The sequence below is a fragment of the Janthinobacterium sp. NKUCC06_STL genome (genome assembly GCF_019345455.1).
Lineage (GTDB): Bacteria > Pseudomonadota > Gammaproteobacteria > Burkholderiales > Burkholderiaceae_D > Janthinobacterium > Janthinobacterium rivuli.
The window spans coordinates 776,747-799,904 of the sequence record NZ_JAHKQY010000001.1 but is presented as its reverse complement, the minus strand read 5'-3'; the positions used below and the strand labels follow the sequence as shown (position 1 = coordinate 799,904).

Below are 23,158 nucleotides of genomic sequence, written 5' to 3'. Positions count from 1 at the left end.
GCTCTAGTCGGCGGCGTCCAGCGCGGCCGGCTCCATTTCGCCACTCACTTCCTGCAAGCCGCGCGCCAGGCTGGAAATGCTGGGGTTGTCGATGAAGACGCAGCGCTTGCCCGTGCGCTTGCAATAATCCTTCACGCGCCAGTAGGCGCTGTGGCTGATGCAGCCCGTCTGGCAAATCACCAGGTCGGCCGCCGCCAGGCTCGAATCGAGCAGGTTGGCATTGTCTTCCAGGCCGCCGTCGTGGTGGGCAAACTGCGCGCCGACCCGTTCGATCAGGGCGCGGTAGGTGGCGACATTGCCGCTGCGTCCGCCCACGCACAAGACGCTTTGATCGACCAGGCGGATCGGCATTTTCAGCTTGCCGCCGGTCGGCACTTCCAGCTTCGGCGCCGGTGGCGGTACGACAGCGGCCGGGCGCGGCTGGGCCTGCTTCAATTCCGCGATTTGCTGGCGCAATTCCTTTTCGCGCTCATCCATTTGCGCCAGGCGTTCGACCAGGCGCGTGCGCGATTCCAGCGCCGGGATGGCCGCCTGCAATTGCGCCAGTTCTGCGCGCAAGCCGTCGATCACGCTGTCCTTGCCGATCGCCTCGGCACGCGTGCGCAGCAGCACGGCTTCCTGGCGTTCCAGTTCGCCCGTCTTTTCCATCAGTGCGGCCTGGCTGCGCTGTTGCAGTTTGGCCAGTTCGTGCGTCAGGCGCGCATTTTCTTCCTGCAGGGCCGTAAATTTTCCCATGTCGGCGCGCACGCAGGCGCCGGCCTGGTGCTGGATCATGTGCAAGTCGCGGCACATCTGCTCTTCCAGTTCGGCATCGCAGCGCGGGTGCGTCAGGCCCGCCCAGAAAGCGCCCGACACGTCGCCGTTGGCGACGGCCGTGCGCCACAGTTGCGCTACCTGCTCCGTGGTCTTGGCGCCGCGAAAGCGCAGGATCACGGGGGCGTAGCGGCGTTCGAGTTCCTTTTGCAGCGCTTCGGACAGGCGGTTGCGCGCGCCGCATTCCGTCACGGCGCCCACGTGCACTTCATAGTCGTCGGCCAGCACGCGCCCGCCCGTCATCTTGCCCACCAGCTTGCGCAGGTATCCCAAGGGCAAGCCCACGCCGACCAGGGGGCAATGGCAGGTGTGCGACAGTTCCCACAGCCGACGGCGGCGCGAAGCGAGTGCGGCCGTTTCGGCCCCGTCGCTGGAACAATTGCTGATGACGGGCAGGGACTGGTCTTTGTCACACATGGCGATATCCTGTTGGACGGTGGGGATGGAAAAGAAATTATTGCGGCAGGGGCGAGGCAGGGCGCTTGGCGCTCAGCATGCGTGCCAGGCGATCGAGCAGGGTGCTCCTGGGTGGTGCGGGCTTGTGCAGCGCCACCAGGGTGGCCCATTGTTGCGACAGTTGCTGGCACGTCGCTTGCAGCACGGGACCCAGGCCGGGCGAACCCGACAGCACTTGCAGATGGCGTTCGATGACACCGGCCAGTTTCTCGCAGGGACTGCCCGCATGGTAGTGCGACATCAGGTGCAGCACGGCCGACAGCAGCAATTCAGGCTGTTGGCCTTGCGGGGAAGGAAACGTCGGGGAAGGTCGGTCGTTCGCCATCAAACACTCCTGTGCGGTGGTTTGGCTGGCTGCGCGCACGGGGTGCGACTGGCTGGCGAGTGTGGTGACTGGCTGCCGTGCTGCTTCAGGCAGTCAGGATCAGCTTGTTCAATTGGGTGACGCGCAGGCGATAGATCTTGCCGCTGTGCTCAATCTCCACTTCGCGTCCCTGCTGCAGCAGCGCTTCGCTGGTAATGCGGCGTGCCGGCTGGGCCATGCTGACGGGAGGACGGACGTGGGCGGTAGCGGCATCCTGGATCAAGGCTGGTTTTGAGCTTTGCATGTTGGGCTTTCTTTATCTCAGTTGAGAATGATTCGTATTTGCATTATTGTTGAATGTGGCCCGAAAAGCAAGGCTTATTTGTGCGGAATCCGCGCTTTTTTATGGTGACATGGCAGCGTGGACGATCGTGCTGCGCAAAGCAGGCCGCAGGAGCGGCGCGGGAGGCGGGGGTGGCAAAAAAGACCCGGCAAGGCGTTGTGCGCCTTGGCCGGGCAAAGCCTGTGCCAAGCTTGAGGAAATCGGGATGAAGCTAGATGGTAGCCAGCAATTGCGCCGAGGCGCTGGCGGCGGCGGTGGTATCGGCCTTGAGCTTGGCGGCGGCCAGCTGCTTGGCGCGCGAGCGCGACGGCGGCAGGCGGCGCAGGGTTTTCAGGGCGTCCGGATCCTTGATGCCGATGGTGCGCTGGTCAACTGTGATCAGGCCGATTTCATTGAAGGCGGACAAGGTGCGGCTGACCGTTTCCAGGGTCAGGCCCAGGTAGCTGCCGATTTCATGGCGCGTCATGCGCAGGTTGAACAGCTTGCTCGAGTAGCCCATCTGCGCGAAGCGGTCGGCCAGCGAGACGAGGAAGCGCGCCACGCGGGCTTCGGCGCTGAGCGCGCCCAGCATGCCGATCATGGCTTGCTCGCGCACCAGTTCGCGGCTCATCACGCCGTACATGACATTTTCCAGTTCCAGGTGGACTCTGCCCAGCGCCGTCAGCTTCTTGAACGGCAGCAGGATCAGGTCGCAGTCGGACAGGGCCACTGCTTCCGAGGAGTAATGGCGCGAGTGGATGCCGTCGACGCCCAGCATGTCGCCCTTCATGGGGAAGCTGAGTACCTGTTCATTGCCGAATTCATCGATCAGCACGGTTTTCAGGAAGCCCGAATTGACGATGTACAGGGTGTCGAACGGCTGGCCAATGGTGTGCACGCGCTGGCCCGTCTTGAATTGCACGTGCTGGAACAACAGTTCGTCGGCGGCGATGGTGCAGGCGCTGGAGATATGCAGCAGGTCGCACACCTCCTTCAGGTTCGACCAGAGCCGGCCCTGGCGCTGGCGCCCCGCTTCCATTGGAGAGGAGGGGGCCAGCGATGGTGAGGCAGCGCGGGTGTCGGGCGTTTGCGTGGACAGCATGTTCATCTCCTGGTGACAGGTAGTTCAGAGTTGAATGACGGGGTGCACGGGGCGGCGGGCAGGCAAGGGTCGGCGGCGCGCGTCCAGGCAGGTAATGCTCAATTCGCTGAAGACTTGCTGTGTGATGAAATAACTTTCCAGCAACTTGATTACTGGTTTCAGTATGCCAACAACCGTATGCAATTAATATCAGCAGTGGCTGAATATGGCAGTAGGAGCTGTGGTAGGTGAGGTAGGATTGTTCCTACAGTTGGCGCGCGGGCGCGCGCCAGGGAGGATCACGTCTTGAAGGGCGATAGCAGGCGGTGCGCGACGGCATACTGGACCATTTCGGATAGCGAACTCATGCCCATCTTTTGCATGATGCGCGTCTTGTGCGTACTCACCGTTTTGACGCTCAGGTGCAGGTTGTTGGCAATTTCCGTGATCGACTTGCCTGCCACCAGCAGGGAAAAGACTTCGAATTCGCGATCCGACAACTGTTTATGCAGCAAGCTTTCATTCGGCATCATGATGTTGAGCACGAGTTGCTCCGCCACCTCGGCGCTGATGTAGGGACGCCCGGACGCCACCTTGTGGATGGCGCCCACGAGCTGGGTGCCCGCGCTTTCCTTGGTCAGATAGCCTTGCGCGCCGGCGCGGATGGCGCGCACCGCATATTGCTCTTCCTCGTGCATGGTGAGGATCAGGATCGACAGCTTGGGCGCCTCGCTGCGGATTTGCCGGATCAGGTCGACACCGCTGCGGCCCGGCATCGACAGGTCGAGCAGCAACAGGTCGAAGCCGCCCTGGCGCACGTGGTTGAGGACTTCAAAGCCGTCGATGGCTTCACCCACGATGTCGATATCCGGCGCGCCGTCAAGGATGCGCTTTAATCCTTCACGCATGATGGTGTGGTCGTCGGCAATCACAATACGTATCATAGGCGGGCAATCTGGTGGCGTGTAATCTGCTCTGTCCGTCACCGGACAATCAAATGTTAAGAAACGAGAAACGTTGTCATTTTAACTGAAGCGGCCGCGCCTTTGCCTTTTTCTTGGTGTGCCGGCAATGGCGCTGGCCCCGTGGCCATGTGACCTTTTATTTTGCCGCGGGTTCCTTGATCAGCCTGTGCACGAGCACGGGCAATTTCGAGTGCGACAGCACCTTGTTGGTGACGCTGCCCAGCAGTAACTGACCCCAGCCGCTGCGGCCATGCGAGCCCATGAAGATCAGGTCGCATTGCTGCAGTTGCGCCACTTCCACGATTTTCAGGGCCGGGCTGTCGGAAAAGGCCGTCAGGCCTGTTGCCTGCAGGCCCCGCTTGGCAGCCGCGTCGAGGATGGGCTGCCAGTGGTCGGCGCCCGCCTTGCGCATGGCGATGCGGTATTCCTCTTCGCTGGGATAGCTCGGTGGAATGATTTCGATGTACACCGGGTACTGGTATTCAGGCGCCACGTACACGGCAAGGATGTCGGCGTGCATCTGTTCGGCAAAGGCAACGCCGGCACAGGCCGTCAAGTTGGAGACGGTGGAGCCGTCGGTGGCGATCAGAATTTTCTTATACATGGCAGGTCCTTTGGCAGTGACTCAGCGCGCGCAACGCCTCTTATTGTAGACGCGGCGGCAGCATTGTATTCATGTAAAGACTTGATAATTATCAATACTACTGCACCTTCAGTATAGACAACATTGGCAGAAAGATCGTGTTTAGCTGCAACGATGGCCGTGCAGGGCTGTTGCGCAGGCGCCCGCAGGCAGGATTTCTTGTGTCGCGCGTGGTCTTGCACGCACGCCAATGGTAGTATTTCAAAATACAACAGCAGGAACACTTATTTCCTGGTGGAAAAGCTCTTGTGGACCTGCTTTGCACCAGGAAGCGCGTTTTGAGATTTACCAACAGGGCGGCGCCCTGCTACACTCGCACCATCGCAGCGGTATTGCCTCAAATCATCTTAATCGAGAAATTGTGGGTATCAGTCTGTAAAACGCACAGTTCAGGCGGAATTTTGACAAATTATGGAGAAGCAGGGATATGACCAACGCCGCTGATGATTTCGATGCATTATTCGATGAAGTATCCGCGCAAAGCGCGGCCGCAGCTACGCCGGCGCCCGCCGCCGCGCCCGCTCCCGCCGTGATCGCGGATGACGATTTTGACGCGCTGTTCGATTCCGTGTCGGCCAGCACCGCCGTGCCGGCGGCCGCCGAGCCGGTAGCGGCCCCCGTGGCCAGCGCCGAGGCGCCTGGCGATGCGGCCGATCCGGTCGACCAGTCCGACAAGCCGATGTTCGAGCGCCTGGGCGGCATCGTGCGCCTGCTGCACGATTCGCTGCGCGAACTGGGCTACGACAAGGCGTTGACGGAAGCGTCGTCGCAGATCGTCGACGCCCAGGACCGCCTGGAGTATGTCGCCACCCTGACGGAACAGGCCGCCAACAAGGTACTCAACACGCTCGACGAAGGCATGCCGGCGCAGGACGTGCTGTCGAAGAAAGCCAAGGACATGGACGGCCGCTGGACGGCCCTGTTCGACGGCAAGCTGAGCCTGGAAGAATTCAAGGCCCTGGCCGGCGATTCGCGCCAGTTCGCGCAAGCCGTTGCCGAAGCGACGGAAGCGGAGAAAGCACGCTTGCTGGAAATCATGATGGCCCAGGACTTCCAGGACATCACGGGCCAGCTGATCAAAAAAGTGGTCAACATCACCAAGACGGTGGAGCACGAGCTGGCTCAGCTGCTGCGCGACAACGCGCCGGCCGAGGTGCGCGAAAAGCTGGCGCAAAAGCCGGTGCCGCTGATGCAGGGCCCGTCCGTGCCGTCGGTGGCGCTGGACCAGGATAATGTAGACGACCTTCTTGCGGATTTGGGATTCTAATGGACGATATGCTCAAGGATTTCGTCGTTGAGGCGATGGATCTTGCGGTTAATGTTGAAGAGCACTTATTGCGCCTCGAGCGTGATCCTGACAACAAGGAAACACTGAATGCCGTGTTTCGTTCCTTCCACACCATCAAGGGCGGCGCCGGCTTCATGGGCTTGCCCGCGCTGGTGGCGGCCTGCCATCTGACGGAAAACCTGTTTGACGCCTTGCGCACGGGCGCCGCGCCCGTGACGCCGATCGCCATCGAGGCGGCGCTGCAAGCGTCCGGTTTCGTCGCCGACCAGCTGACGGAACTGGCGAATGGCGCCGCGCCGGAAAGCTTGCCGGCCATGCCGGAAGAGCTGGAACACATCCTGACGAACGCCATCGAAGGCAAGGGCATGGATGCGCCTGCGCCAGCCGCCGCCGTGGTGGCGGAAGTGGCCGCGCCCGTTGCCCAGGTCGCTGAAGTCGTCGCGGCCGCACCTGCCGCCGCCGTGTCCACGGCCAGCGCCGATGGCCTGGACTGGGAAGCCATGTACAACGCCGTCGTGCCTGCCGGTAGCCAGATCGCTGCCGCGCCGGTGTCCGCCGTCGCCGCTGCGCCTGCCGCAGTGGCCGCCGCGCCTGCTGCCGCTGCCGCCGCCAAACCGGCCGGCAAGGCCTGGGATGGCGCGGAACGCCGCGAAGAGCGTCCGGAAGTGCGCCATGCTGCGCCCGTCAAGGAAGACAGCATCCGCGTCGACGCCGTCAAGCTCGACGCACTGCTGGAGGTGGCCGGCGAATCCGTGCAGGCCGCCAACCAGGCTGCCGTGCTGCTCGAACGCTTGCTGCAATTCAAATTTGAAGGCCAGGCCGCCACCCTGATGGCGACCCTGGCGGAAACCCTGGAACGCGCTTCGCGCTACTCGACGGAACTGCAGCGGGCCACTCTGGCCACGCGTATGCAGCCCGTCGGCCGCCTGTTCCAGAAATTCCCGCGCCTGGTGCGCGAACTGGCGAAAGACCTGGGCAAGGATGTCGAACTGACCATCGAAGGCGCGGAGACGGAAGTCGACCGCGTGGTGGTCGACAGCCTGTACGATCCGCTCGTGCACATGCTGCGCAACTCGCTCGACCATGGCGTCGAATCGCCGGAAGCGCGCCTGGCTGCCGGCAAGCCCGCCAAATCGTATATTTCACTGAAAGCATGGCAGGAAGCCAACAGCGTCATGATCGTGCTGCAGGATGACGGCAAGGGCATGGACCCGGTCTTCCTGCGCAGCAAGGCCCAGCAAAAGGGTTTGATCAGCGAAAACGCGCAGTTGAGCAACGATGAATGCTTCCAGCTGGTGTTCCTGCCGGGCTTCTCGACCAAGGAAGTTGCCTCCAGCGTCTCCGGACGCGGCGTGGGCATGGACGTGGTGAAAACGGCCGTGGAGAAAAACCGCGGCGCCATCCACATCGAATCCATACTGGGCAAGGGCACGAAATTTGCCATCCGCCTGCCGATCGAACTGTCGATCGTGCCGACCATGCTCGTGTCGACCTCGGGCGCCGCGCTGGCGCTGCCGATGGCGGTGGTGCAGCGCGTCGTCGAATTGCCGGAAACCTTCATGGAAGTGGGCGGCGCGCCGGTGCTGAAAGACCAGGGCCGTCCATTGCCCGTGCGCTCGCTGGCCGGCTCGCTGGGCTACGAATCGTGCAGCGAACGCGTCGGCATTGTTGTCGCTGCGCCACAGCCGTACATTCTCGCCGTGGAAGCCGTCGATGGCACGGCCGACCTGGTGATCAAGCCGATGACGGCCATCACCGTGGAAGGCATTACCGGTACGGCGCGCTCGGCCGAAGGCGAGCTGGTGCTAGTCGTGGGCCTATCTTTCCTGATGGATGGTTGCAGGGGAAGTGTGCGCATGGCTGCCTAACAACACAGGCCAATTCACATCCAGCCCGCTGCAGACCTCTGCAGCGGGCTTTTTTTTCAGCTTTTTTCGATTTTTATTCGCCCCGCCGGCATTTTGGCGGATTTTCGTATCAGCAATTTTTTCGCCATATCCGCAAAGTGCGCCAAATTTTGTATCGCCCATCCCACGCTAGGGCGGCTTTTGGTTCTGCATTGCACAATATATGGCATAATCATTGCCGATCCCTTCGATCAGTACGACAGATCAATTAAACAGGCTGTGGCAACGCTGCATATATCATGATGAAGACGCTTTACGACAAACTCTGGGAATCCCACGTTGTTCGGGCCGAAGATGATGGCACGACAATTTTGTATATCGACCGGCACCTGCTGCACGAAGTTACCAGCCCGCAAGCCTTCGATGGCCTCAGCGTGGCGGGCCGCCAGCCGTGGCGCATTTCCGCCAACCTGGCCGTGGCCGACCATAATGTGCCGACCACCAGCCGGGTCGACGGCATTGCCGACCCGGTTTCGCGCCTGCAGGTGGAAACGCTGGACAAGAACGCCAAGCATTACGGCTTGACCTACTTCAACATGAACGACAAGCGCCAGGGCATCGTGCACGTGATCGGCCCGGAACAGGGCGCGACCCTGCCCGGCATGACGGTCGTCTGCGGCGACTCGCACACGTCCACACACGGCGCTTTCGGTGCGCTGGCGCACGGCATCGGCACGTCCGAAGTGGAGCACGTGCTGGCCACGCAGACCTTGCTGCAAAAGAAATCCAAATCCATGCTGGTGCAGGTCGACGGCGCCTTGCCGGCCGGCGTGACGGCGAAAGATATCGTGCTGGCCATCATCGGCAAGATCGGCACGGCCGGCGGCACGGGCTACTGTATCGAGTTCGGCGGCTCGGCCATCCGCGCGCTGTCGATGGAAGGGCGCATGACGGTGTGCAACATGGCCATCGAGGCGGGGGCGCGCGCCGGCATCATCGGCGTCGACGACACCACCATCAATTACGTCAAGGGCCGTCCGTTTTCGCCGGCCGGTCCGCACTGGGAACGGGCCGTGGCCTACTGGCGCACCCTGCATTCGGATCCGGGCGCCCGCTTCGACCTCGTCGTCACGCTCAACGCGCAAGAGATTCAACCGCAAGTGACGTGGGGCACGTCGCCGGAAATGGTCATCGGCATCGATGGCCGGGTGCCAGACCCGGACAATGAAAAAGACAGCGTCAAGCGCGACGCCATCGAAAAAGCCCTGGTCTACATGGCCCTCAAACCGAACACGCCGATCACCGACGTACGTATCGACAAGGTTTTCATCGGTTCCTGCACCAATTCGCGCATCGAGGATTTGCGCGCGGCCGCCGCCGTGGTGCGCGGCAAGTACCGCGCCTCGAACGTGACCCTGGCGCTGGTCGTGCCCGGTTCCGGCCTCGTCAAGGATCAGGCCGAACGCGAAGGTCTGGACCGCATCTTCAAGGATGCCGGCTTCGAATGGCGCGAACCAGGCTGTTCCATGTGCCTGGCCATGAATGCGGACCGCCTGGAACCGGGCGAACGCTGCGCGTCCACGTCGAACCGCAACTTCGAAGGCCGGCAAGGGCAGGGCGGCCGTACCCACCTGGTGTCGCCCGCGATGGCGGCCGCGGCGGGTATCGCCGGCCACTTTGTCGACGTGCGGGGATTGCGATGACGGCAGGGACTGGCGCCGCTGGTTTACACTAGCGTTCCCAGTCCCTTACTTACTATCAAGAAATCATCATGAAAAAACTCTTCGCCCTCCTCATCGCCACCGTGATCCTGTCTGGCTGCAACACCGTCTCCGGCATCGGCCGCGATGTGCAGAAAGTCGGCCAGGTCGTCACTGGCGCCGGCGGAAAATAAACCGTGACGTGCCGGCGCCCTGCGCCGCGCGTCTTACCGAGTAGAAACAGCATGGATAAATTTACGATTTATGAAGGCCTGGTCGCCCCGCTGGACCGCGCCAACGTCGACACCGACGCGATTATCCCGAAGCAATTCCTGAAATCGATCCACCGCAGCGGCTTCGGCCCCAACCTGTTCGACGAATGGCGCTATCTCGACCATGGCGAACCGGGCCAGGACAACAGCCGCCGTCCGCTGAACCCGGAGTTCGTGCTCAACGAGCCGCGCTACCAGGGCGCGTCGATCTTGCTGACACGCAAGAATTTCGGCTGCGGTTCCTCGCGCGAACACGCGCCGTGGGCACTCGATCAATATGGCTTCCGCGCCATCATCGCGCCTTCCTTCGCCGACATCTTCTTCAATAATTGCTACAAGAACGGCTTGCTGCCGATCGTGCTGTCGGAAAGCCAGGTCGAGCACCTGTTCAATGAAGTCAAGGCGTTCCCCGGCTTCAAGCTGGTGGTGGACCTGGAACAGCAATGCGTGCGCACCAGCAATGGTTCCGTGTCGTACCCGTTCGAGATCGACGCCTTCCGCAAATATTGCCTGATGAATGGCCTTGACGATATTGGCCTGACCCTGCGCCACGCCGACGATATCCGCGCCTTCGAAGAACGGCATCTGACCAATCAGCCTTGGCTGGCCAACGTTATCTAAAGATCATTCCATGAAAATTGCAATCTTACCCGGCGACGGTATCGGTCCTGAAATCGTCGCGCAAGCCGTCAAGGTTTTGAATGTGCTGGGCGAATCGTTCGAGCTGGAAACGGCGCCCGTGGGCGGCGCCGGCTATGCGGCCCATGGCCACCCGTTGCCCGAAGGTACTCTTGCCCTGGCGAAAGCGGCCGATGCCGTGCTGTTCGGCGCCGTGGGCGACTACAAATATGACAACCTCGAGCGCCAGTTCCGCCCCGAGCAGGCGATTTTGGGCTTGCGCAAGAACCTGGGCCTGTTCGCCAACCTGCGTCCGGCGATTCTGTATCCGGAACTGGCGGGCGCCTCGACCCTGAAGCCGGAAGTGGTGTCGGGCCTCGATATTTTGATCATCCGCGAATTGACGGGCGACATTTATTTTGGCCAGCCCCGTGGCGTGCGCGAGTGCCCGGACGGTCCGTTCAAGGGCCAGCGCGAAGGTTTTGACACCATGCGCTATGCGGAAGGCGAAATCCGCCGCATCGCCCATGTGGCTTTCCAGGCGGCACAAAAGCGCGACAAGCGCCTCACCAGCGTGGACAAGGCGAACGTGCTGGAAACCTTCCAGTTCTGGAAAGACATCGTCACCGACGTGCACAAGGAATACCCGGATGTTGCGCTCGATCATATGTATGTCGATAACGCGGCCATGCAACTGGTGCGGGCGCCAAAGAAATTCGACGTCATGGTGACCGGCAACATGTTCGGCGACATCTTGTCGGACGCGGCCGCCATGCTGACGGGTTCGATCGGCATGCTGCCGTCGGCCTCGCTGGATGCCAACAACAAGGGCTTGTACGAGCCATCGCACGGTTCGGCACCCGATATCGCGGGCAAGGGCATCGCCAATCCGCTGGCGACGATCTTGTCGGCCGCCATGATGCTGCGCTATTCGCTGAACCGCGAAGAGCAGGCAAACCGCATCGAGGCAGCCGTCAAGCAAGTGCTGGCGCAGGGTTTGCGCACGGCCGATATCCACGAAGCGGGCACGACTTTGGTCGGTACCGAGGCCATGGGTGATGCAGTTGTAAAAGCTCTGGGATAAAATAGTCTAATGACGGCAGTCGCCGTCTCATCTTGAGGAATGGTAATGAAATTAGTTGGCTTGGTAGGTTGGCGCGGTATGGTCGGTTCGGTCCTGATGCAACGCATGCAGGAAGAGGGCGATTTCGCCCACATCGAACCGGTGTTTTTCACCACCTCGAACACGGGCGGCGCGGCGCCGGCCATGGCGAAGAATGAAACCATCCTCAAGGATGCCAACAACATCGCCGAACTGTCCAAGTGCGACATCATCATTTCCTGCCAGGGCGGCGACTACACGAGCGCCGTCTTCCCGCAGCTGCGCGCAGCGGGCTGGAATGGCTACTGGATCGATGCGGCCTCGACCTTGCGCATGGAAAAAGACGCCGTCATCGTGCTCGACCCCGTCAACCTGCACGTCATCAAGGATGCGCTGGGCAAGGGCGTCAAGAACTACATCGGCGGCAATTGCACCGTATCGTGCATGATGATGGGCCTGGGCGGCCTGTTCCAGCACGACCTGATCGACTGGATGACGTCGATGACCTACCAGGCGGCATCGGGCGGCGGCGCGCAGCACATGCGCGAACTGCTGACGCAATTTGGCACCATCAACGGTTCCGTCAAGGCGCTGCTGGACAACCCCGCTTCCGCCATCCTGGAAATCGACCGCCAGGTGCTGGCCACCCAGCACGGCTATTCCCCGGATGAAATCAAGCAATTCGGCGCGCCGCTGGCCGGCAACCTGATCCCGTGGATTGACAAGGACCTGGGCAACGGCCAGTCGAAGGAAGAGTGGAAAGCGGGCGCGGAAACGAACAAGATTCTGGGCCGCGGCATCGACTTTGGCACCAAGGAAATTCCTGTCGACGGCCTGTGCGTGCGCATCGGCGCCATGCGCTGCCATTCGCAAGCGCTGACCATCAAGCTGAAAAAAGACGTGCCGCTCGATGAAATCAACGACATCATCGCCAGCAACAATGAGTGGGTGAAACTCGTGCCGAACACGCGCGAAGCGTCCGTGCGCGACCTGTCGCCGGCGGCCGTCACGGGCAGCCTGACAATCCCCGTCGGCCGCGTGCGCAAGATGAGCATGGGCGGCGAATACCTGTCCGCCTTCACCGTGGGCGACCAGTTGCTGTGGGGCGCGGCCGAGCCGCTGCGCCGCATGCTGCGTATTTTGCTGGACGCGTAAGCGCCACAAATTGCTGATCCAGATCAAGCCGGGGCTGTTTTCCCGGCTTTTTTTTCGTCCTGAGCCCGTCAAGGCTCAACCATGCGGAGCTTGCATAGCTCTGGGCATGATGATATGTTGATACCTCTGGAAAAGTAACAGTTTTCCCATGTCAACTAAGATGCCGCCAACTATGCCTGTACACACTCGTCCCCGGGTCGCCTCCCTTGCCATTCAAACACTCAGCAGCGCTGTCGCCTGTGCGGTGTTATTGTCACCGGCGGTATCCGCAGCCGAGCTGGGCAAGATCACGGTGCTGTCCGCCGCCGGCCAGCCGCTGCGCGCCGAGGTCGAATTATCGGCCGTCAAGCCAGGCGAGGCGACCAGCCTGCTGGCCAAGCTGGCGCCGCCTGACGCCTACCGCCAGGCCAACGTGGAATTCAATCCTGCCCTGAATGCGCTGACGTTTGCCGTGGAAAACCGCAACGGCAAGTCCTTCATCCGCATCAGTTCGGCGCAACCGGTAGCCGAGCCGATGGTCGACCTGCTGCTGGAACTGAGCAGCAAGAGCGGCCGCCAGGTGCGCGAGTATGCATTCGTGCTCGACACGCCCGAAGCGCGCCAGACGCGCGGCGCGCAAGTGACGGCGCCAGTCGAGCCGGGCAAGGCCAAGCCGGCCGCCGCCGAGACTGCGCCGGCGCAAAAAAAGGCGGCAGGCGAATACAAGGTCAAGGCGGGCGACACCCTGAGCCGCATCGCCAGCGAACTGAAGCCATCTGGCGTTTCGCTCGACATGATGCTCGTCGCCCTGTACCGCGCCAATCCCGACGCCTTCAAGGGCGAGAACATGAACCGCATGCAGGCCGGGCGCATCCTGGCCGTGCCGGGCGCGGACACCGTGCGCGCCACCGGCGCGGCCGAAGCGAAGGGTATCGTGACGGCGCACGCCATCGATTTCGACGCCTACCGCAACAAGCTGGCGGGCCAGGTGTCGCAAAGCAAGCCGGCCAAGGCCGCGCAAGCGACGCAAAGCACGGCTGGCAAGATCGGCGCCACGAAGGTGCAGGAAAAGCCGACGGCCGTGAGCGAGTCGCAAGACAAGCTGAAGCTGTCGAAGGCGGAGCCGGCGGCCAAGTCGGCCGGCAAGAGCGCCGTTGCCAGCGAGGAAGACAAGATCGCCAAGGCGAAACAGGTCGATGAAGCGGCTGCCCGCGTCAAGGAGCTGGAAAAGAACGTCAGCGATTTGGAAAAGCTGATGGCGGTCAAGAGCAAGGCCATGGCGGACAAGAGCGCGCCCGCCCCCGCCAAGCCGGCCGAGGCCGCTGCCAGTGCATTGGCAAGCTCGCCGGCCAGCGTTCCTGCCCCGGCCGCCGAAGCCCTGCCACCCGTGCCAAAGGCGAAACCGGTGCCGCTGGTGAAAAAACCATCGCCGCTGGAACCGACCTTTGCCGACAAGATCAACGACCACCTGGGCGCCATCGGCATCGGCCTGGCCGCGCTGCTGGCCGCCGTGGCCGCGCTGGTGATCGCGCGCCGCCGCAAGGAGACGCCGCCGCCCGCCGAAGCTATCGCTCCCGTGCTGGAGCCGGAAGCGCCAGTGGCGCCGCCGACGACCGGCCTGGCGCCGGAAGACCAGCAGTCCGAAGCGAGCAACCACCTGTTCGGCACGGGTGCGGCCGCTGCCGGCGTGGCCGCCGCAGCGGGCGCCAGCATGCTCGACGCGAATGAAACGGACCCGGTCGCCGAAGCGGACGTGTATATCGCCTACGGCCGCGATGGCCAGGCGGAAGATATCCTCAAGGAAGCCTTGCGCATCCATCCGGAGCGCCATGCCGCCCGTTTGAAGTTGCTGGAAATCTATTCGGCCCGCAACGACGTGCGCGCGTTTGAAGACCAGGCCAGCGAGCTGTACAGCCTGACGCGGGGCCAGGGCGAAGAGTGGCCGCAGGCGGCCGCGCTGGGCCTGGCGCTCGATCCCACCAATCCCCTGTATGGCGATACGGAAGACGACGCCGTCGTCAGCCTGAGCAAGGGTGTTGGCGACGACTTGCATGGCCACAGCATGGACTTGCCTGACGACTTGTCGACTCCTGCGCCCGCACCGCTGGCCGACCTGGCGCCAGCCGAGCCGGTGTCCTCGGTGACGGCCCGCGATGCGCGCGATCCCCTCGATTTTGACCTCGACAGCCTCGATTTCGAGCCTGTTTCCACCAGCGACCCGATCGTCATGCCGGGGCCGGACAGCAAGCCCGTCTCCGCCGCGCACGATGCGCAGTATGACGCCAGCATGGATTTCGGCCTGGACCTGGAGCCGCCAGCCGGCCCCGTGAATGGCGTGGGCGCCGGCTTGACGCCGTTGCCTGATCCGTTGAAAGATGTCGATCTGGCCCATTTCGACCTCGACGAGCCGGTGGCGCCCGCTGCCGCGCCGGTCGCGTCGGCCGAGCCTTCCATCGACAGCCTGTTCGACGATGCGCAAACGCCCGCCACCTTGCCGGAAGCCATACCGCCGGCACAGGAGTTCGACCTGTCCGGCATCGACCTGGACCTCAACGATGGCAAGGCTGCCAGCGTGGGCGTGGACGACCCGCTGTCGGCCATCCACATGGAAATGGATACCAAGCTGGACCTGGCGATCGCTTACCAGGAAATCGGCGACAAGGAAGGCGCGCGCGAGCTGATCGATGAGGTCATCAAGGGCGGCAGCGAAGAGCAGGTCAAGAAAGCCAATACGATGCGCGCTTTGCTCAGCTAAGCTAAGCGTCGATACGACGTCCATGGCTGCGTTGCACGGTCTCGCCGTACTATTCGTACTGTCTTCGACCGTGCGCCTTGCCCTGAACGCCGTCTCGCTCGCTTAGGGGGATACGGCGCACCGGGGCTGCCGCGCCGGTATAATGCTTCGATGCAAAATATTACGACAGCAACGCCACTCAAGCGTATCGTCCTCGGCCTGCAGTACGACGGCACGGCCTGGCACGGATACCAGAAGCAGGAAGACGGGCAAACGGTGCAGGACCAGCTGGAAAACGCGCTGGAGCAGTTCGCCCGCGTGCGCCTGGCCACCACCTGCGCCGGCCGCACGGATACGGGCGTGCATGCGCTCGAGCAAGTCGTGCACTTCGATACGGACCTGAACCGCGACGTGCACTCGTGGGTGCGTGGCGTCAACGCCTTCCTGCCGAAATCCATCGCCGTGCGCTGGGCCAAGGAACTCGAAGGTGATCCGACGGTCAATGACTACTTCCACGCCCGTTTCAGCGCCCGCGCACGCACCTATCATTATGTGTTGTACAACAACGCTACCCGTTCGCCGCTGGTGGAAGGGCGTGCCGGCTTCTTTTTCCGGCCGCTGGACGTGGAACTGATGCGCCAAGCCGTGCAGCCGCTCTTGGGCTGGCACGATTTCACGGCCTTCCGCGCCGCGCAATGCCAGGCCAAGTCGCCTGTCAAGCTCATGCACGACATCCGCATCGAGCGGCGCGGCGATTGCGTGATTTTTACGATTACGGCCAATGCCTTCCTGCACCACATGGTGCGCAACCTGGTCGGTTCGCTCGTCTACATCGGTACGGGACGGGAAAAGCCGGAATGGTTGGGGCATCTGCTGGAAAGCAAAGACCGCCACGCTGCCGCGCCCACCTTCATGCCGGACGGCCTGTACCTGGCGCAGATCGATTACGATCCGAAATGGGCATTGCCGCAGGACAGCAGCAGCGCTTTGCCCTGGTTTTGATCTGCATCAAATCAAGTAAAGGATTGCCATGCCTCGCACACGCATCAAGATCTGCGGCCTGACCCGCGTTGAAGACATCCAGGCCGTCGTGGCGGCCGGCGCCGACGCCATCGGCTTCGTGTTCTATCCGAAAAGCCCCCGCTACGTGACGCCCGAACAGGCAGCTGCCCTGATCGCCGCCGTGCCGCCCTACGTGACGACGGTGGGCCTGTTCGTCAACGCCACGGTGGAAGACGTACGGGCAACGAAGGCCGTGGCGCCTTTGTCACTGCTGCAATTTCATGGCGACGAGACGCCGGAACACAGCGCCGCGCTCGCTGGCGCCGTGAATACGCCGTTTACGCAAGTGTTCCGCGTCAAACCCGACACCTCCTTTGAAGATTTGCTAGAATACGAACAGCGCTATCGCGCCGCCAGTCCCTTGTTCTCCAGCCTCTTGCTCGATACCTATGTGGATGCCTATGGTGGTGCAGGAAAGGTATTTGATTGGTCCCTCATTCCAAAAGAACTCGCGCCTCGGGTCGTTTTAAGTGGTGGCTTGAGCGTACAAAACGCGACTGACGCAGTGGTGCGCGTGCGCCCTTACGCCGTCGACATCAGCAGTGGTGTCGAAGCGTCCAAGGGCATCAAGGACGCATCCCGAGTCCGCGCGTTTATCGCCGCGCTGCAGGATGCCGATGCCATCATTGCCAGAGGAAACAACCATGAATGACCACACCACCGCGCCCGGCGCAGCCGCCGCATTGTTCCACGCCACCGATTACCCGTTTCCCGACCTGCGGGGCCACTTCGGCCCGTACGGCGGCTCCTTCGTTGCCGAAACGCTCACGCATGCGCTGGCCGAGCTGAAAGATGCCTACGCCCGCTACAGCGTCGATCCGGAGTTCCTCGAAGAATTCCGCTACGAGCTGAAACACTTCGTCGGCCGTCCATCGCCGATCTACCACGCCAAGCGCTGGTCCGAGCTGGCCGGCGGCGCGCAAATTTACTTTAAACGCGAAGACTTGAACCACACGGGCGCGCACAAGATCAATAACGTGATTGGCCAGGCTCTGCTTGCCAAGCGCATGGGCAAGCCGCGCATCATCGCCGAGACGGGCGCCGGACAGCATGGCGTGGCCACGGCCACCATCTGCGCCCGCTTCGGTCTTGAATGCGTGGTCTACATGGGCAGCGAAGACGTCAAGCGCCAGGCGCAGAACGTGTACCGCATGAAACTGCTGGGCGCCACCGTCGTGCCCGTTGAATCCGGTTCCAAGACCCTCAAGGATGCGCTGAACGAAGCCATGCGCGACTGGGTCACGAACATAGAAAACACTTTTTATATTATCGGCACCGTGGCCGGCCCCCATCCGTATCCGATGATGGTGCGCGACTTCCAGTCTGTGATCGGCGAGGAGTGCCTGGTGCAAATGCCTGAAATGACGGGCCGCCAGCCCGACTACGTGCTGGCCTGCATCGGTGGCGGCTCGAACGCCATGGGCATCTTTTACCCGTATATCGACCAGAAGGATGTAAAACTGATCGGCGTGGAAGCGGCCGGCGAAGGACTGGACACGGGCAAGCATTCTGCTTCGCTGACGGCCGGCTTCCCAGGTGTGCTGCACGGCAACCGTACCTATCTGCTGCAGGATGACAACGGCCAGATCATCGAGACGCACTCCGTCTCGGCCGGCCTCGACTATCCGGGCGTAGGTCCGGAACACGCGTGGCTGAAAGACTCGGGCCGCGCGCAATACGTGTCCATCACCGATGACGAGGCGCTGCAGGCTTTCCACGACTGCTGCCATATCGAAGGCATCATCCCGGCCCTGGAATCGTCGCACGCACTGGCTTACGCGGCCAAGCTGGCGGCCACCTTGCCGAAAGACCAGATCGTGCTGGCCAACCTGTCGGGCCGTGGCGACAAGGACATGCATACCGTGGCGGAGCGCATGGGATTGAATTTCAGTTAAATAACTGATAACCCCAGTATTGCGTAGGTCGGATTAGCGGGGCCGCCGAGGCGCGAGCGCGTAATCCGACATCTCTCACCGATAAAGAAAGCTATCCATGTCCCGTATCGCCACCACCTTCGCCAATTTAAAATCCAACAACAAGACCGGCCTGGTCACTTTCATCACCGCCGGCGACCCCGGCCCTGACGCCACCGTGCCGCTGATGCACGCGCTCGTCGAGGGCGGCGCCGATGTGCTGGAACTGGGCGTGCCGTTTTCCGACCCCATGGCCGAAGGCCCCGTCATCCAGCGCGCCTGCGAGCGGGCCTTGAAATTCAATGTCGGCATCCATGACGTGTTCGGCTATGTGCGCCAGTTCCGTGAAACGAACCAGACGACGCCCGTGGTGCTGATGGGCTATGCCAACCCGATCGAGCGCATCGGCAGTGCCGCCTTCATTGCAGCGGCGCAAGCGGCCGGTGCCGACGGCGCCATCGTCGTCGACTATCCGCCGGAAGAGTGCGAAGAATTCGCGGCCGCCATGCGCGAAGCGGGCCTCGACCTGATCTTCCTGCTGGCGCCCACCTCGACGGAAGAGCGCATCGCGCAAGTGGCCAAGGTTGGCGGCGGCTTCAGCTACTATGTGTCGCTGAAGGGCGTCACGGGTGCCGGCAACATTGATACGGAACAGGTGGCGGAGCGCCTCGCTGCCATCCGCCAGCATGTAAAATTGCCTATCGGCGTGGGCTTCGGCATTCGCGATGGCGCCACGGCCAAGGCTGTTGCCAAGGTGGCCGATGCCGTCGTGATCGGCAGCCGCATCATTCAGGAGATAGAAAATGCCCCGGAAGGCGGCGCCGTCGACGCCGTGCGCAGCTTTACGGCAGGCATCCGCGCCGCACTGGATGCCTGAGCAAGCTTGTTGTTTACACAAGCTCGGGTGGCGGCAAAGTTCGACAGCCCGGCGATAAACGGCTACACTTCGGCCACTGATTTGCCTGTTATTGTGCAATAGATAAAATTTTTGGTGGCGCCCTGCGGGGCGTCGCCGTTTACCGTCTGCCGGGGGCGTCCACCGACGCTACCCCTACAAGGGCCCAAGGAGAAAATATGAGTTGGTTGGAAAAACTGCTGCCACCGCGCATCCAGCGTTCGGACGCCGCCGCGCGCAAGACCATGCCGGAAGGCCTGTGGGTCAAGTGCCCGTCGTGCGAAGCCGTGCTGTACCGTACGGACCTGGAATCGAATCTGCACGTGTGCCCGAAATGCGACCACCACATGCGCATCCGCGCGCGTGAACGCCTCGACAGTCTGCTCGACGCGGGCGGCCGCTATGAAATCGGCCAGGAAATCCTGCCCGTCGATACCTTGAAATTCAAGGACAGCAAGAAATACCCGGACCGCCTGAAATCCGCCATGGAAGCGACGGGCGAGACGGATGCGATGGTCGTCATGGGCGGCGCCATCATGAGCTTGCCGGTGGTCGTGGCGTGCTTCGAATTCGAATTCATGGGCGGCTCCATGGGCTCCGTCGTGGGCGAGCGCTTCGTGCGCGGCGCGCAAATCGCGCTGGAACAGAAAGTGCCGTTCATTTGCATCACCGCCACCGGTGGCGCGCGCATGCAGGAAGGCTTGCTGTCGCTGATGCAGATGGCCAAGACCACGGCCATGCTGACCAAGCTGTCGGAAAAGAAATTGCCATTCATCAGCGTGCTGACCGACCCGACCATGGGCGGCGTGTCCGCCTCGTTCGCTTTCATGGGCGACGTCGTCATTGCAGAGCCGAAAGCACTGATCGGCTTTGCCGGCCCGCGCGTGATTGAAAACACCGTGCGCGAAAAACTGCCGGAAGGCTTCCAGCGCGCCGAGTTCCTCGTCACCAAGGGCGCCGTCGACATGATCGTCGACCGCCGCAAGATGCGCGAAGAAATCGCCCGCTTGCTGGCCTTGTTGCAAAACCAGGCTGTGGAAGTACTGGCGTAATTTGATTTACCCCAAAACCTGAACTGCCGGGGTCGGACCCTCAGGGTCCGACCCCAGTCTTCGGTTCGGGTCTCATGTCTTTCCCGCCTCGCGCACTCTTTTCAAGAAGTCTCCCATGCACAACCTCCCCACCACCTTGCCGGACTGGCTCGCCATGCTGGAAACCCGCCATTCAGAAACCCAGATCAACATGGGCCTGGACCGCGTGCGAGCCGTCAAGGCGCGCATGCAACTGGCTTTTACCTGCCCCGTGATCATGGTGGCGGGCACGAATGGCAAGGGGTCCACCTGCGCCATGCTGGAATCCGTGCTGTTGCGTGCCGGCTACAAAGTGGGGCTGTACATCAAGCCGCACTTTCTCGACTTTAACGAGCGCGCGCGCGTGCTGGGCGAGATGGCCAGCGACGAGCAGATCGTCGCCAGCTTCCATGCCGTCGAAGCCGTGCGCGGCGATACGCCGCTGACGTATTTCGAATTCACCACCCTGGCGATTTTGCATTTGCTGTCGCAGGCGAAGCTGGACGTGGCCATCCTGGAAGTAGGCCTGGGCGGGCGCCTGGATGCCGTCAACGTGATCGACGCCGACGTGGCCATCGTCACCAGCGTCGATATCGACCACACGGATTACCTGGGCGACACGCGCGAAGCGATCGGCTTTGAAAAGGCGGGCATTTTCCGTCCGGGCAAGGCGGCCATCTGCAGCGACCCCGTGCCGCCGCAGTCGCTGATCGACCATGCCGAGGCCATCGGCGCCGACCTGTGGCTGATGGGCCGCGATTTCAATTATTCGGGCGACAAGCAGCAGTGGAACTACGGCGGACGCGAGCAGCGCCGCAATTCGCTCGCGTATCCAAGCTTGCGCGGCGCCAACCAGATCCTCAATGCGACGGCCGTGCTGGCCGCCCTGGAAGTGCTGAAGCTGAAACTGCCCGTGGGTGCGCAGGAAGTGCGCACGGGCTTGGTGACGGTGGAACTGCCGGGCCGCTTCCAGGTCTTGCCTGGCCGACCCAGCGTGATCCTCGACGTGGCGCACAACCCCCACGCGGCCTCGGCGCTGAACCAGAACCTGGGCAATATGGGTTTCCACCCGTACACCTATGCCGTGTTCGGCTCCATGCTGGACAAGGATATCGATGGCGTATTGGCTGCGATGAGCGAACATGTCGACCACTGGTGCCTGACGGGCCTGCCTTCGCCGCGCGCGGCCACGGCTTCCGAGCTGGCCGCCAAGGTGCAGATCATGCTCGAAGATAAGCCTGACAGCAGCGAACATACTGTGTCTATTTTCGATGATCCGGCACAAGCTTTTGCAAATGCAATGAGCCGGGCCGGTGAGAATGATAGAATTGTGGTCTTTGGTTCTTTCCTCACCGTTGCCGGCGTGATGAAGGCCCGAAAATCCTCACTTCACTGAAACGCACTCGACTGAAAATCACGCATGGGCTTGTTCTCGAAACTGTTTAAAAACAAGCAAGAATCCTCTGGCGAAGACAGCGGCTTTTATGTCCCTGGCGAAGCACAGTCGCCGACCCGCAAGCGCGCAGCCAACACCTCCGGTGGCGGTGGATCGCGCCGTGGCGGCAAGGAAGCGCCGGATCCGGTCTTGCCTGAAAAAAAGCGCGCACGCCGCCGCCTGGTCGGGGCCATTGCCCTGGCCTTGGGCGTGGCTGTCGGCTTGCCGATGCTGCTCGATTCCGAGCCGAAGGCGCCGTTCAACGATATCGCCATCGACATTCCGTCGAAGGAAAAGGCTGTTGCGCCTGCGCCTGCACCGGCGCCCGTCCCGGCCGTCCCGGCGCAAGCTGCAGCGAATGGCCTGGACCAGTCCGAGGAAATCGTCGATACGCCGCTGCCGCCTGCGGCCAAGCCGACGCCCACACCGGCACCCGTGCTGGCCGCCGCCCAGCCTGCACCGGTCAAGCCAACTTATGTGGAACCGAAACCCGAGCCCAAGCCTGAGCCCAAGCCGGTCAAGGTGGAGCCAAAGCACGAAAGCAAGCCGGAGCCGAAACACGAATCCAAGTCCGAGTCCAAGCCAGAGCCCAAGCATGAAGTAAAACCGGAAGCCAAGCCCGAACCGAAGCCTGCCAAGCCGGCGCAATCGGCCGACGATGCTGCGCGCGCGCTGGCGATTCTGGAAGGCAAGCCGCAAGAGAAAGCACAAGACAAGGCGCAAGACAAGGCGCACGACGCCGGCAGCGGCAAGTTCGTGGTGCAGGTGGCGGCCCTGGCGACGCAGGACAAGGTTGACGAATTGCAGGACAAGCTGCGTGAAGCGGGTATCAAGTCGTACACGCAGAAAGTCTCCAGCCCGGCGGGCGAGCGCATCCGCGTGCGCGTGGGCCCGTTCGGCAGCCGCGAAGACGCCGAAAAGACCCGTGCCAAGCTGCAAAAGCTGGGCCTGGGCGGCAGTCTGGTGCCGGCGTGATGTTGCAAGGCTGAGCGCGCGTGACGATCTTCGATTACCTGGTGCTGTTCGTGCTGGTGACGTCCGTGCTGATCAGCATGATGCGTGGCCTGGTCAAGGAAATACTGTCATTGGTCAGCTGGGTCGTGGCGTTCGTCATTGCCAACGCCTATGGCGCCACCCTGGCGAAATTCCTGCCGGAAGCCGTGCCGGGCGAGGCCATCCGTTTGTTGCTGGCTTTCGTGGTGCTGTTCATCGGCGTGCGCATTTTGATGGGATTGCTGTCCATGACGGTCGACGCGCTCGTCAAGGTGACGGGCCTGAGCCTGGCCGACCGCACCCTGGGCACCCTGTTCGGCGTGGCGCGGGGCCTTGTGATCGTGCTGACCGCCGTCATCTTGTGTGGCATGACGTCCATACCGCAGCAGCCATTCTGGAAAAACGCGCAGCTCAGCCCGCTCGCGGAGCAGGGCGCGCGCGCCATCAAGCCTTATCTGCCTGCCGCTTACGCGCAGCATGTGAAATTTTGAATTTTTTTAAAATCAGTAGC

The 23,158-nt window shown here is 62.2% G+C and carries 22 protein-coding genes; 16 read left to right on the top strand and 6 right to left on the bottom strand.

The features are described from left to right. Nucleotides 1-3: 3 nt before the first annotated feature. From KO539_RS03615 to KO539_RS03590, 6 genes are all read right to left on the bottom strand, one after another. The gene (locus KO539_RS03615) at nt 4-1,230 is read right to left on the bottom strand and encodes a DUF2325 domain-containing protein (protein ID WP_219307353.1); all 1,227 of its coding nucleotides are present in this window, start codon (nt 1,228-1,230) and stop codon (nt 4-6) included. Between the two features lie 37 nt (nt 1,231-1,267). Further along, nucleotides 1,268-1,594, bottom strand: a complete 327-nt coding sequence (locus KO539_RS03610; RefSeq protein WP_219307351.1) for a hypothetical protein — start codon at nt 1,592-1,594, stop codon at nt 1,268-1,270. A gap of 85 nt (nt 1,595-1,679) precedes the next feature. After that, complete coding sequence (hemP, locus tag KO539_RS03605) at nt 1,680-1,877, bottom strand: hemin uptake protein HemP (protein ID WP_034750559.1); 198 nt, start codon at nt 1,875-1,877, stop codon at nt 1,680-1,682. A 250-nt stretch (nt 1,878-2,127) separates the two neighbouring features. Continuing rightward, the gene (locus KO539_RS03600) at nt 2,128-2,934 is read right to left on the bottom strand and encodes a Crp/Fnr family transcriptional regulator (protein WP_035821063.1); all 807 of its coding nucleotides are present in this window, start codon (nt 2,932-2,934) and stop codon (nt 2,128-2,130) included. Between the two features lie 341 nt (nt 2,935-3,275). Continuing rightward, the gene (locus tag KO539_RS03595; protein WP_034783426.1) at nt 3,276-3,920 is read right to left on the bottom strand and encodes a response regulator transcription factor; all 645 of its coding nucleotides are present in this window, start codon (nt 3,918-3,920) and stop codon (nt 3,276-3,278) included. A gap of 157 nt (nt 3,921-4,077) precedes the next feature. After that, nucleotides 4,078-4,545 carry a universal stress protein gene (locus tag KO539_RS03590; protein WP_035821061.1) on the bottom strand — a complete coding sequence of 156 codons (468 nt, stop codon included), beginning with the start codon at nt 4,543-4,545 and terminating at the stop codon, nt 4,078-4,080. 466 nt (nt 4,546-5,011) lie between these two features. Here KO539_RS03590 and KO539_RS03585 point away from each other — a divergent pair, with 466 nt between their 5' ends. The 16 genes from KO539_RS03585 to KO539_RS03510 all read left to right on the top strand — a co-directional run bounded on the left by KO539_RS03585 (nt 5,012) and on the right by KO539_RS03510 (nt 23,138). After that, nucleotides 5,012-5,851: a protein phosphatase CheZ gene (locus KO539_RS03585; protein ID WP_219307349.1), complete on the top strand. Its 840-nt coding sequence runs from the start codon at nt 5,012-5,014 to the stop codon at nt 5,849-5,851. Beyond that, nucleotides 5,851-7,740 (top strand): chemotaxis protein CheA, encoded by a 1,890-nt coding sequence (locus KO539_RS03580; RefSeq protein ID WP_219307348.1) that lies wholly within the window; start codon nt 5,851-5,853, stop codon nt 7,738-7,740. Before KO539_RS03585 ends, KO539_RS03580 begins: the two co-directional genes overlap by 1 nt. 278 nt (nt 7,741-8,018) lie before the next feature. Next, a complete protein-coding gene (leuC, locus tag KO539_RS03575) occupies nt 8,019-9,422 on the top strand; it encodes a 3-isopropylmalate dehydratase large subunit (RefSeq protein ID WP_219307347.1) in 1,404 nt (467 codons plus the stop codon). 68 nt (nt 9,423-9,490) lie between these two features. Next, the gene (locus tag KO539_RS03570; protein WP_010400408.1) at nt 9,491-9,613 is read left to right on the top strand and encodes a lipoprotein; all 123 of its coding nucleotides are present in this window, start codon (nt 9,491-9,493) and stop codon (nt 9,611-9,613) included. 51 nt (nt 9,614-9,664) lie between these two features. After that, on the top strand, nt 9,665-10,312 hold the full coding sequence (gene leuD / locus KO539_RS03565) for a 3-isopropylmalate dehydratase small subunit (protein ID WP_035821053.1): 648 nt from the start codon (nt 9,665-9,667) through the stop codon (nt 10,310-10,312). A gap of 10 nt (nt 10,313-10,322) precedes the next feature. Further along, nucleotides 10,323-11,393 (top strand): 3-isopropylmalate dehydrogenase, encoded by a 1,071-nt coding sequence (leuB, locus tag KO539_RS03560; RefSeq protein ID WP_219307346.1) that lies wholly within the window; start codon nt 10,323-10,325, stop codon nt 11,391-11,393. Nucleotides 11,394-11,438: 45 nt separating this feature from the next. Continuing rightward, nucleotides 11,439-12,566, top strand: coding sequence for an aspartate-semialdehyde dehydrogenase (gene asd / locus KO539_RS03555; protein ID WP_219307345.1), 1,128 nt, complete (start codon nt 11,439-11,441; stop codon nt 12,564-12,566). A gap of 250 nt (nt 12,567-12,816) precedes the next feature. Continuing rightward, the gene (locus KO539_RS03550) at nt 12,817-15,300 is read left to right on the top strand and encodes a FimV/HubP family polar landmark protein (protein ID WP_257626094.1); all 2,484 of its coding nucleotides are present in this window, start codon (nt 12,817-12,819) and stop codon (nt 15,298-15,300) included. 150 nt (nt 15,301-15,450) lie between these two features. Beyond that, nucleotides 15,451-16,281 (top strand): tRNA pseudouridine(38-40) synthase TruA, encoded by an 831-nt coding sequence (gene truA, locus KO539_RS03545; protein ID WP_219307343.1) that lies wholly within the window; start codon nt 15,451-15,453, stop codon nt 16,279-16,281. Nucleotides 16,282-16,309: 28 nt separating this feature from the next. Next, on the top strand, nt 16,310-16,993 hold the full coding sequence (locus KO539_RS03540) for a phosphoribosylanthranilate isomerase (protein ID WP_219307342.1): 684 nt from the start codon (nt 16,310-16,312) through the stop codon (nt 16,991-16,993). Further along, the gene (gene trpB, locus KO539_RS03535) at nt 16,986-18,236 is read left to right on the top strand and encodes a tryptophan synthase subunit beta (protein WP_035821039.1); all 1,251 of its coding nucleotides are present in this window, start codon (nt 16,986-16,988) and stop codon (nt 18,234-18,236) included. The genes KO539_RS03540 and trpB overlap by 8 nt, the downstream gene beginning before the upstream one ends. Before the next feature lie 97 nt (nt 18,237-18,333). Beyond that, nucleotides 18,334-19,131, top strand: a complete 798-nt coding sequence (gene trpA, locus KO539_RS03530) for a tryptophan synthase subunit alpha (RefSeq protein WP_219307341.1) — start codon at nt 18,334-18,336, stop codon at nt 19,129-19,131. Between the two features lie 197 nt (nt 19,132-19,328). Beyond that, on the top strand, nt 19,329-20,201 hold the full coding sequence (accD, locus tag KO539_RS03525; RefSeq protein WP_010400390.1) for an acetyl-CoA carboxylase, carboxyltransferase subunit beta: 873 nt from the start codon (nt 19,329-19,331) through the stop codon (nt 20,199-20,201). Between the two features lie 115 nt (nt 20,202-20,316). Next, the gene (gene folC / locus KO539_RS03520) at nt 20,317-21,615 is read left to right on the top strand and encodes a bifunctional tetrahydrofolate synthase/dihydrofolate synthase (protein WP_099403654.1); all 1,299 of its coding nucleotides are present in this window, start codon (nt 20,317-20,319) and stop codon (nt 21,613-21,615) included. Nucleotides 21,616-21,639: 24 nt separating this feature from the next. Beyond that, on the top strand, nt 21,640-22,629 hold the full coding sequence (locus KO539_RS03515; protein ID WP_219307340.1) for an SPOR domain-containing protein: 990 nt from the start codon (nt 21,640-21,642) through the stop codon (nt 22,627-22,629). Between the two features lie 20 nt (nt 22,630-22,649). Beyond that, entirely contained in the window at nt 22,650-23,138 is a 489-nt protein-coding gene (locus KO539_RS03510; RefSeq protein ID WP_035821029.1) for a CvpA family protein, read from the top strand. Nucleotides 23,139-23,158 lie beyond the last annotated feature (20 nt).

Coding starts and splice junctions, on each gene's coding strand:
- KO539_RS03540 (WP_219307342.1), top strand. CDS start 16,310: ATGCCTCGCACACGCATCAAGATCTGCGGCCTGACCCGCGTTGAAGAC.
- KO539_RS03570 (WP_010400408.1), top strand. CDS start 9,491: ATGAAAAAACTCTTCGCCCTCCTCATCGCCACCGTGATCCTGTCTGGC.
- KO539_RS03515 (WP_219307340.1), top strand. CDS start 21,640: ATGGGCTTGTTCTCGAAACTGTTTAAAAACAAGCAAGAATCCTCTGGC.
- KO539_RS03585 (WP_219307349.1), top strand. CDS start 5,012: ATGACCAACGCCGCTGATGATTTCGATGCATTATTCGATGAAGTATCC.
- truA (WP_219307343.1), top strand. CDS start 15,451: ATGCAAAATATTACGACAGCAACGCCACTCAAGCGTATCGTCCTCGGC.
- accD (WP_010400390.1), top strand. CDS start 19,329: ATGAGTTGGTTGGAAAAACTGCTGCCACCGCGCATCCAGCGTTCGGAC.
- KO539_RS03580 (WP_219307348.1), top strand. CDS start 5,851: ATGGACGATATGCTCAAGGATTTCGTCGTTGAGGCGATGGATCTTGCG.
- KO539_RS03590 (WP_035821061.1), bottom strand. CDS start 4,545: ATGTATAAGAAAATTCTGATCGCCACCGACGGCTCCACCGTCTCCAAC.
- leuC (WP_219307347.1), top strand. CDS start 8,019: ATGATGAAGACGCTTTACGACAAACTCTGGGAATCCCACGTTGTTCGG.
- KO539_RS03615 (WP_219307353.1), bottom strand. CDS start 1,230: ATGTGTGACAAAGACCAGTCCCTGCCCGTCATCAGCAATTGTTCCAGC.
- trpA (WP_219307341.1), top strand. CDS start 18,334: ATGTCCCGTATCGCCACCACCTTCGCCAATTTAAAATCCAACAACAAG.
- hemP (WP_034750559.1), bottom strand. CDS start 1,877: ATGCAAAGCTCAAAACCAGCCTTGATCCAGGATGCCGCTACCGCCCAC.
- KO539_RS03600 (WP_035821063.1), bottom strand. CDS start 2,934: ATGGAAGCGGGGCGCCAGCGCCAGGGCCGGCTCTGGTCGAACCTGAAG.
- KO539_RS03610 (WP_219307351.1), bottom strand. CDS start 1,594: ATGGCGAACGACCGACCTTCCCCGACGTTTCCTTCCCCGCAAGGCCAA.
- folC (WP_099403654.1), top strand. CDS start 20,317: ATGCACAACCTCCCCACCACCTTGCCGGACTGGCTCGCCATGCTGGAA.
- trpB (WP_035821039.1), top strand. CDS start 16,986: ATGAATGACCACACCACCGCGCCCGGCGCAGCCGCCGCATTGTTCCAC.
- leuD (WP_035821053.1), top strand. CDS start 9,665: ATGGATAAATTTACGATTTATGAAGGCCTGGTCGCCCCGCTGGACCGC.
- asd (WP_219307345.1), top strand. CDS start 11,439: ATGAAATTAGTTGGCTTGGTAGGTTGGCGCGGTATGGTCGGTTCGGTC.
- leuB (WP_219307346.1), top strand. CDS start 10,323: ATGAAAATTGCAATCTTACCCGGCGACGGTATCGGTCCTGAAATCGTC.
- KO539_RS03595 (WP_034783426.1), bottom strand. CDS start 3,920: ATGATACGTATTGTGATTGCCGACGACCACACCATCATGCGTGAAGGA.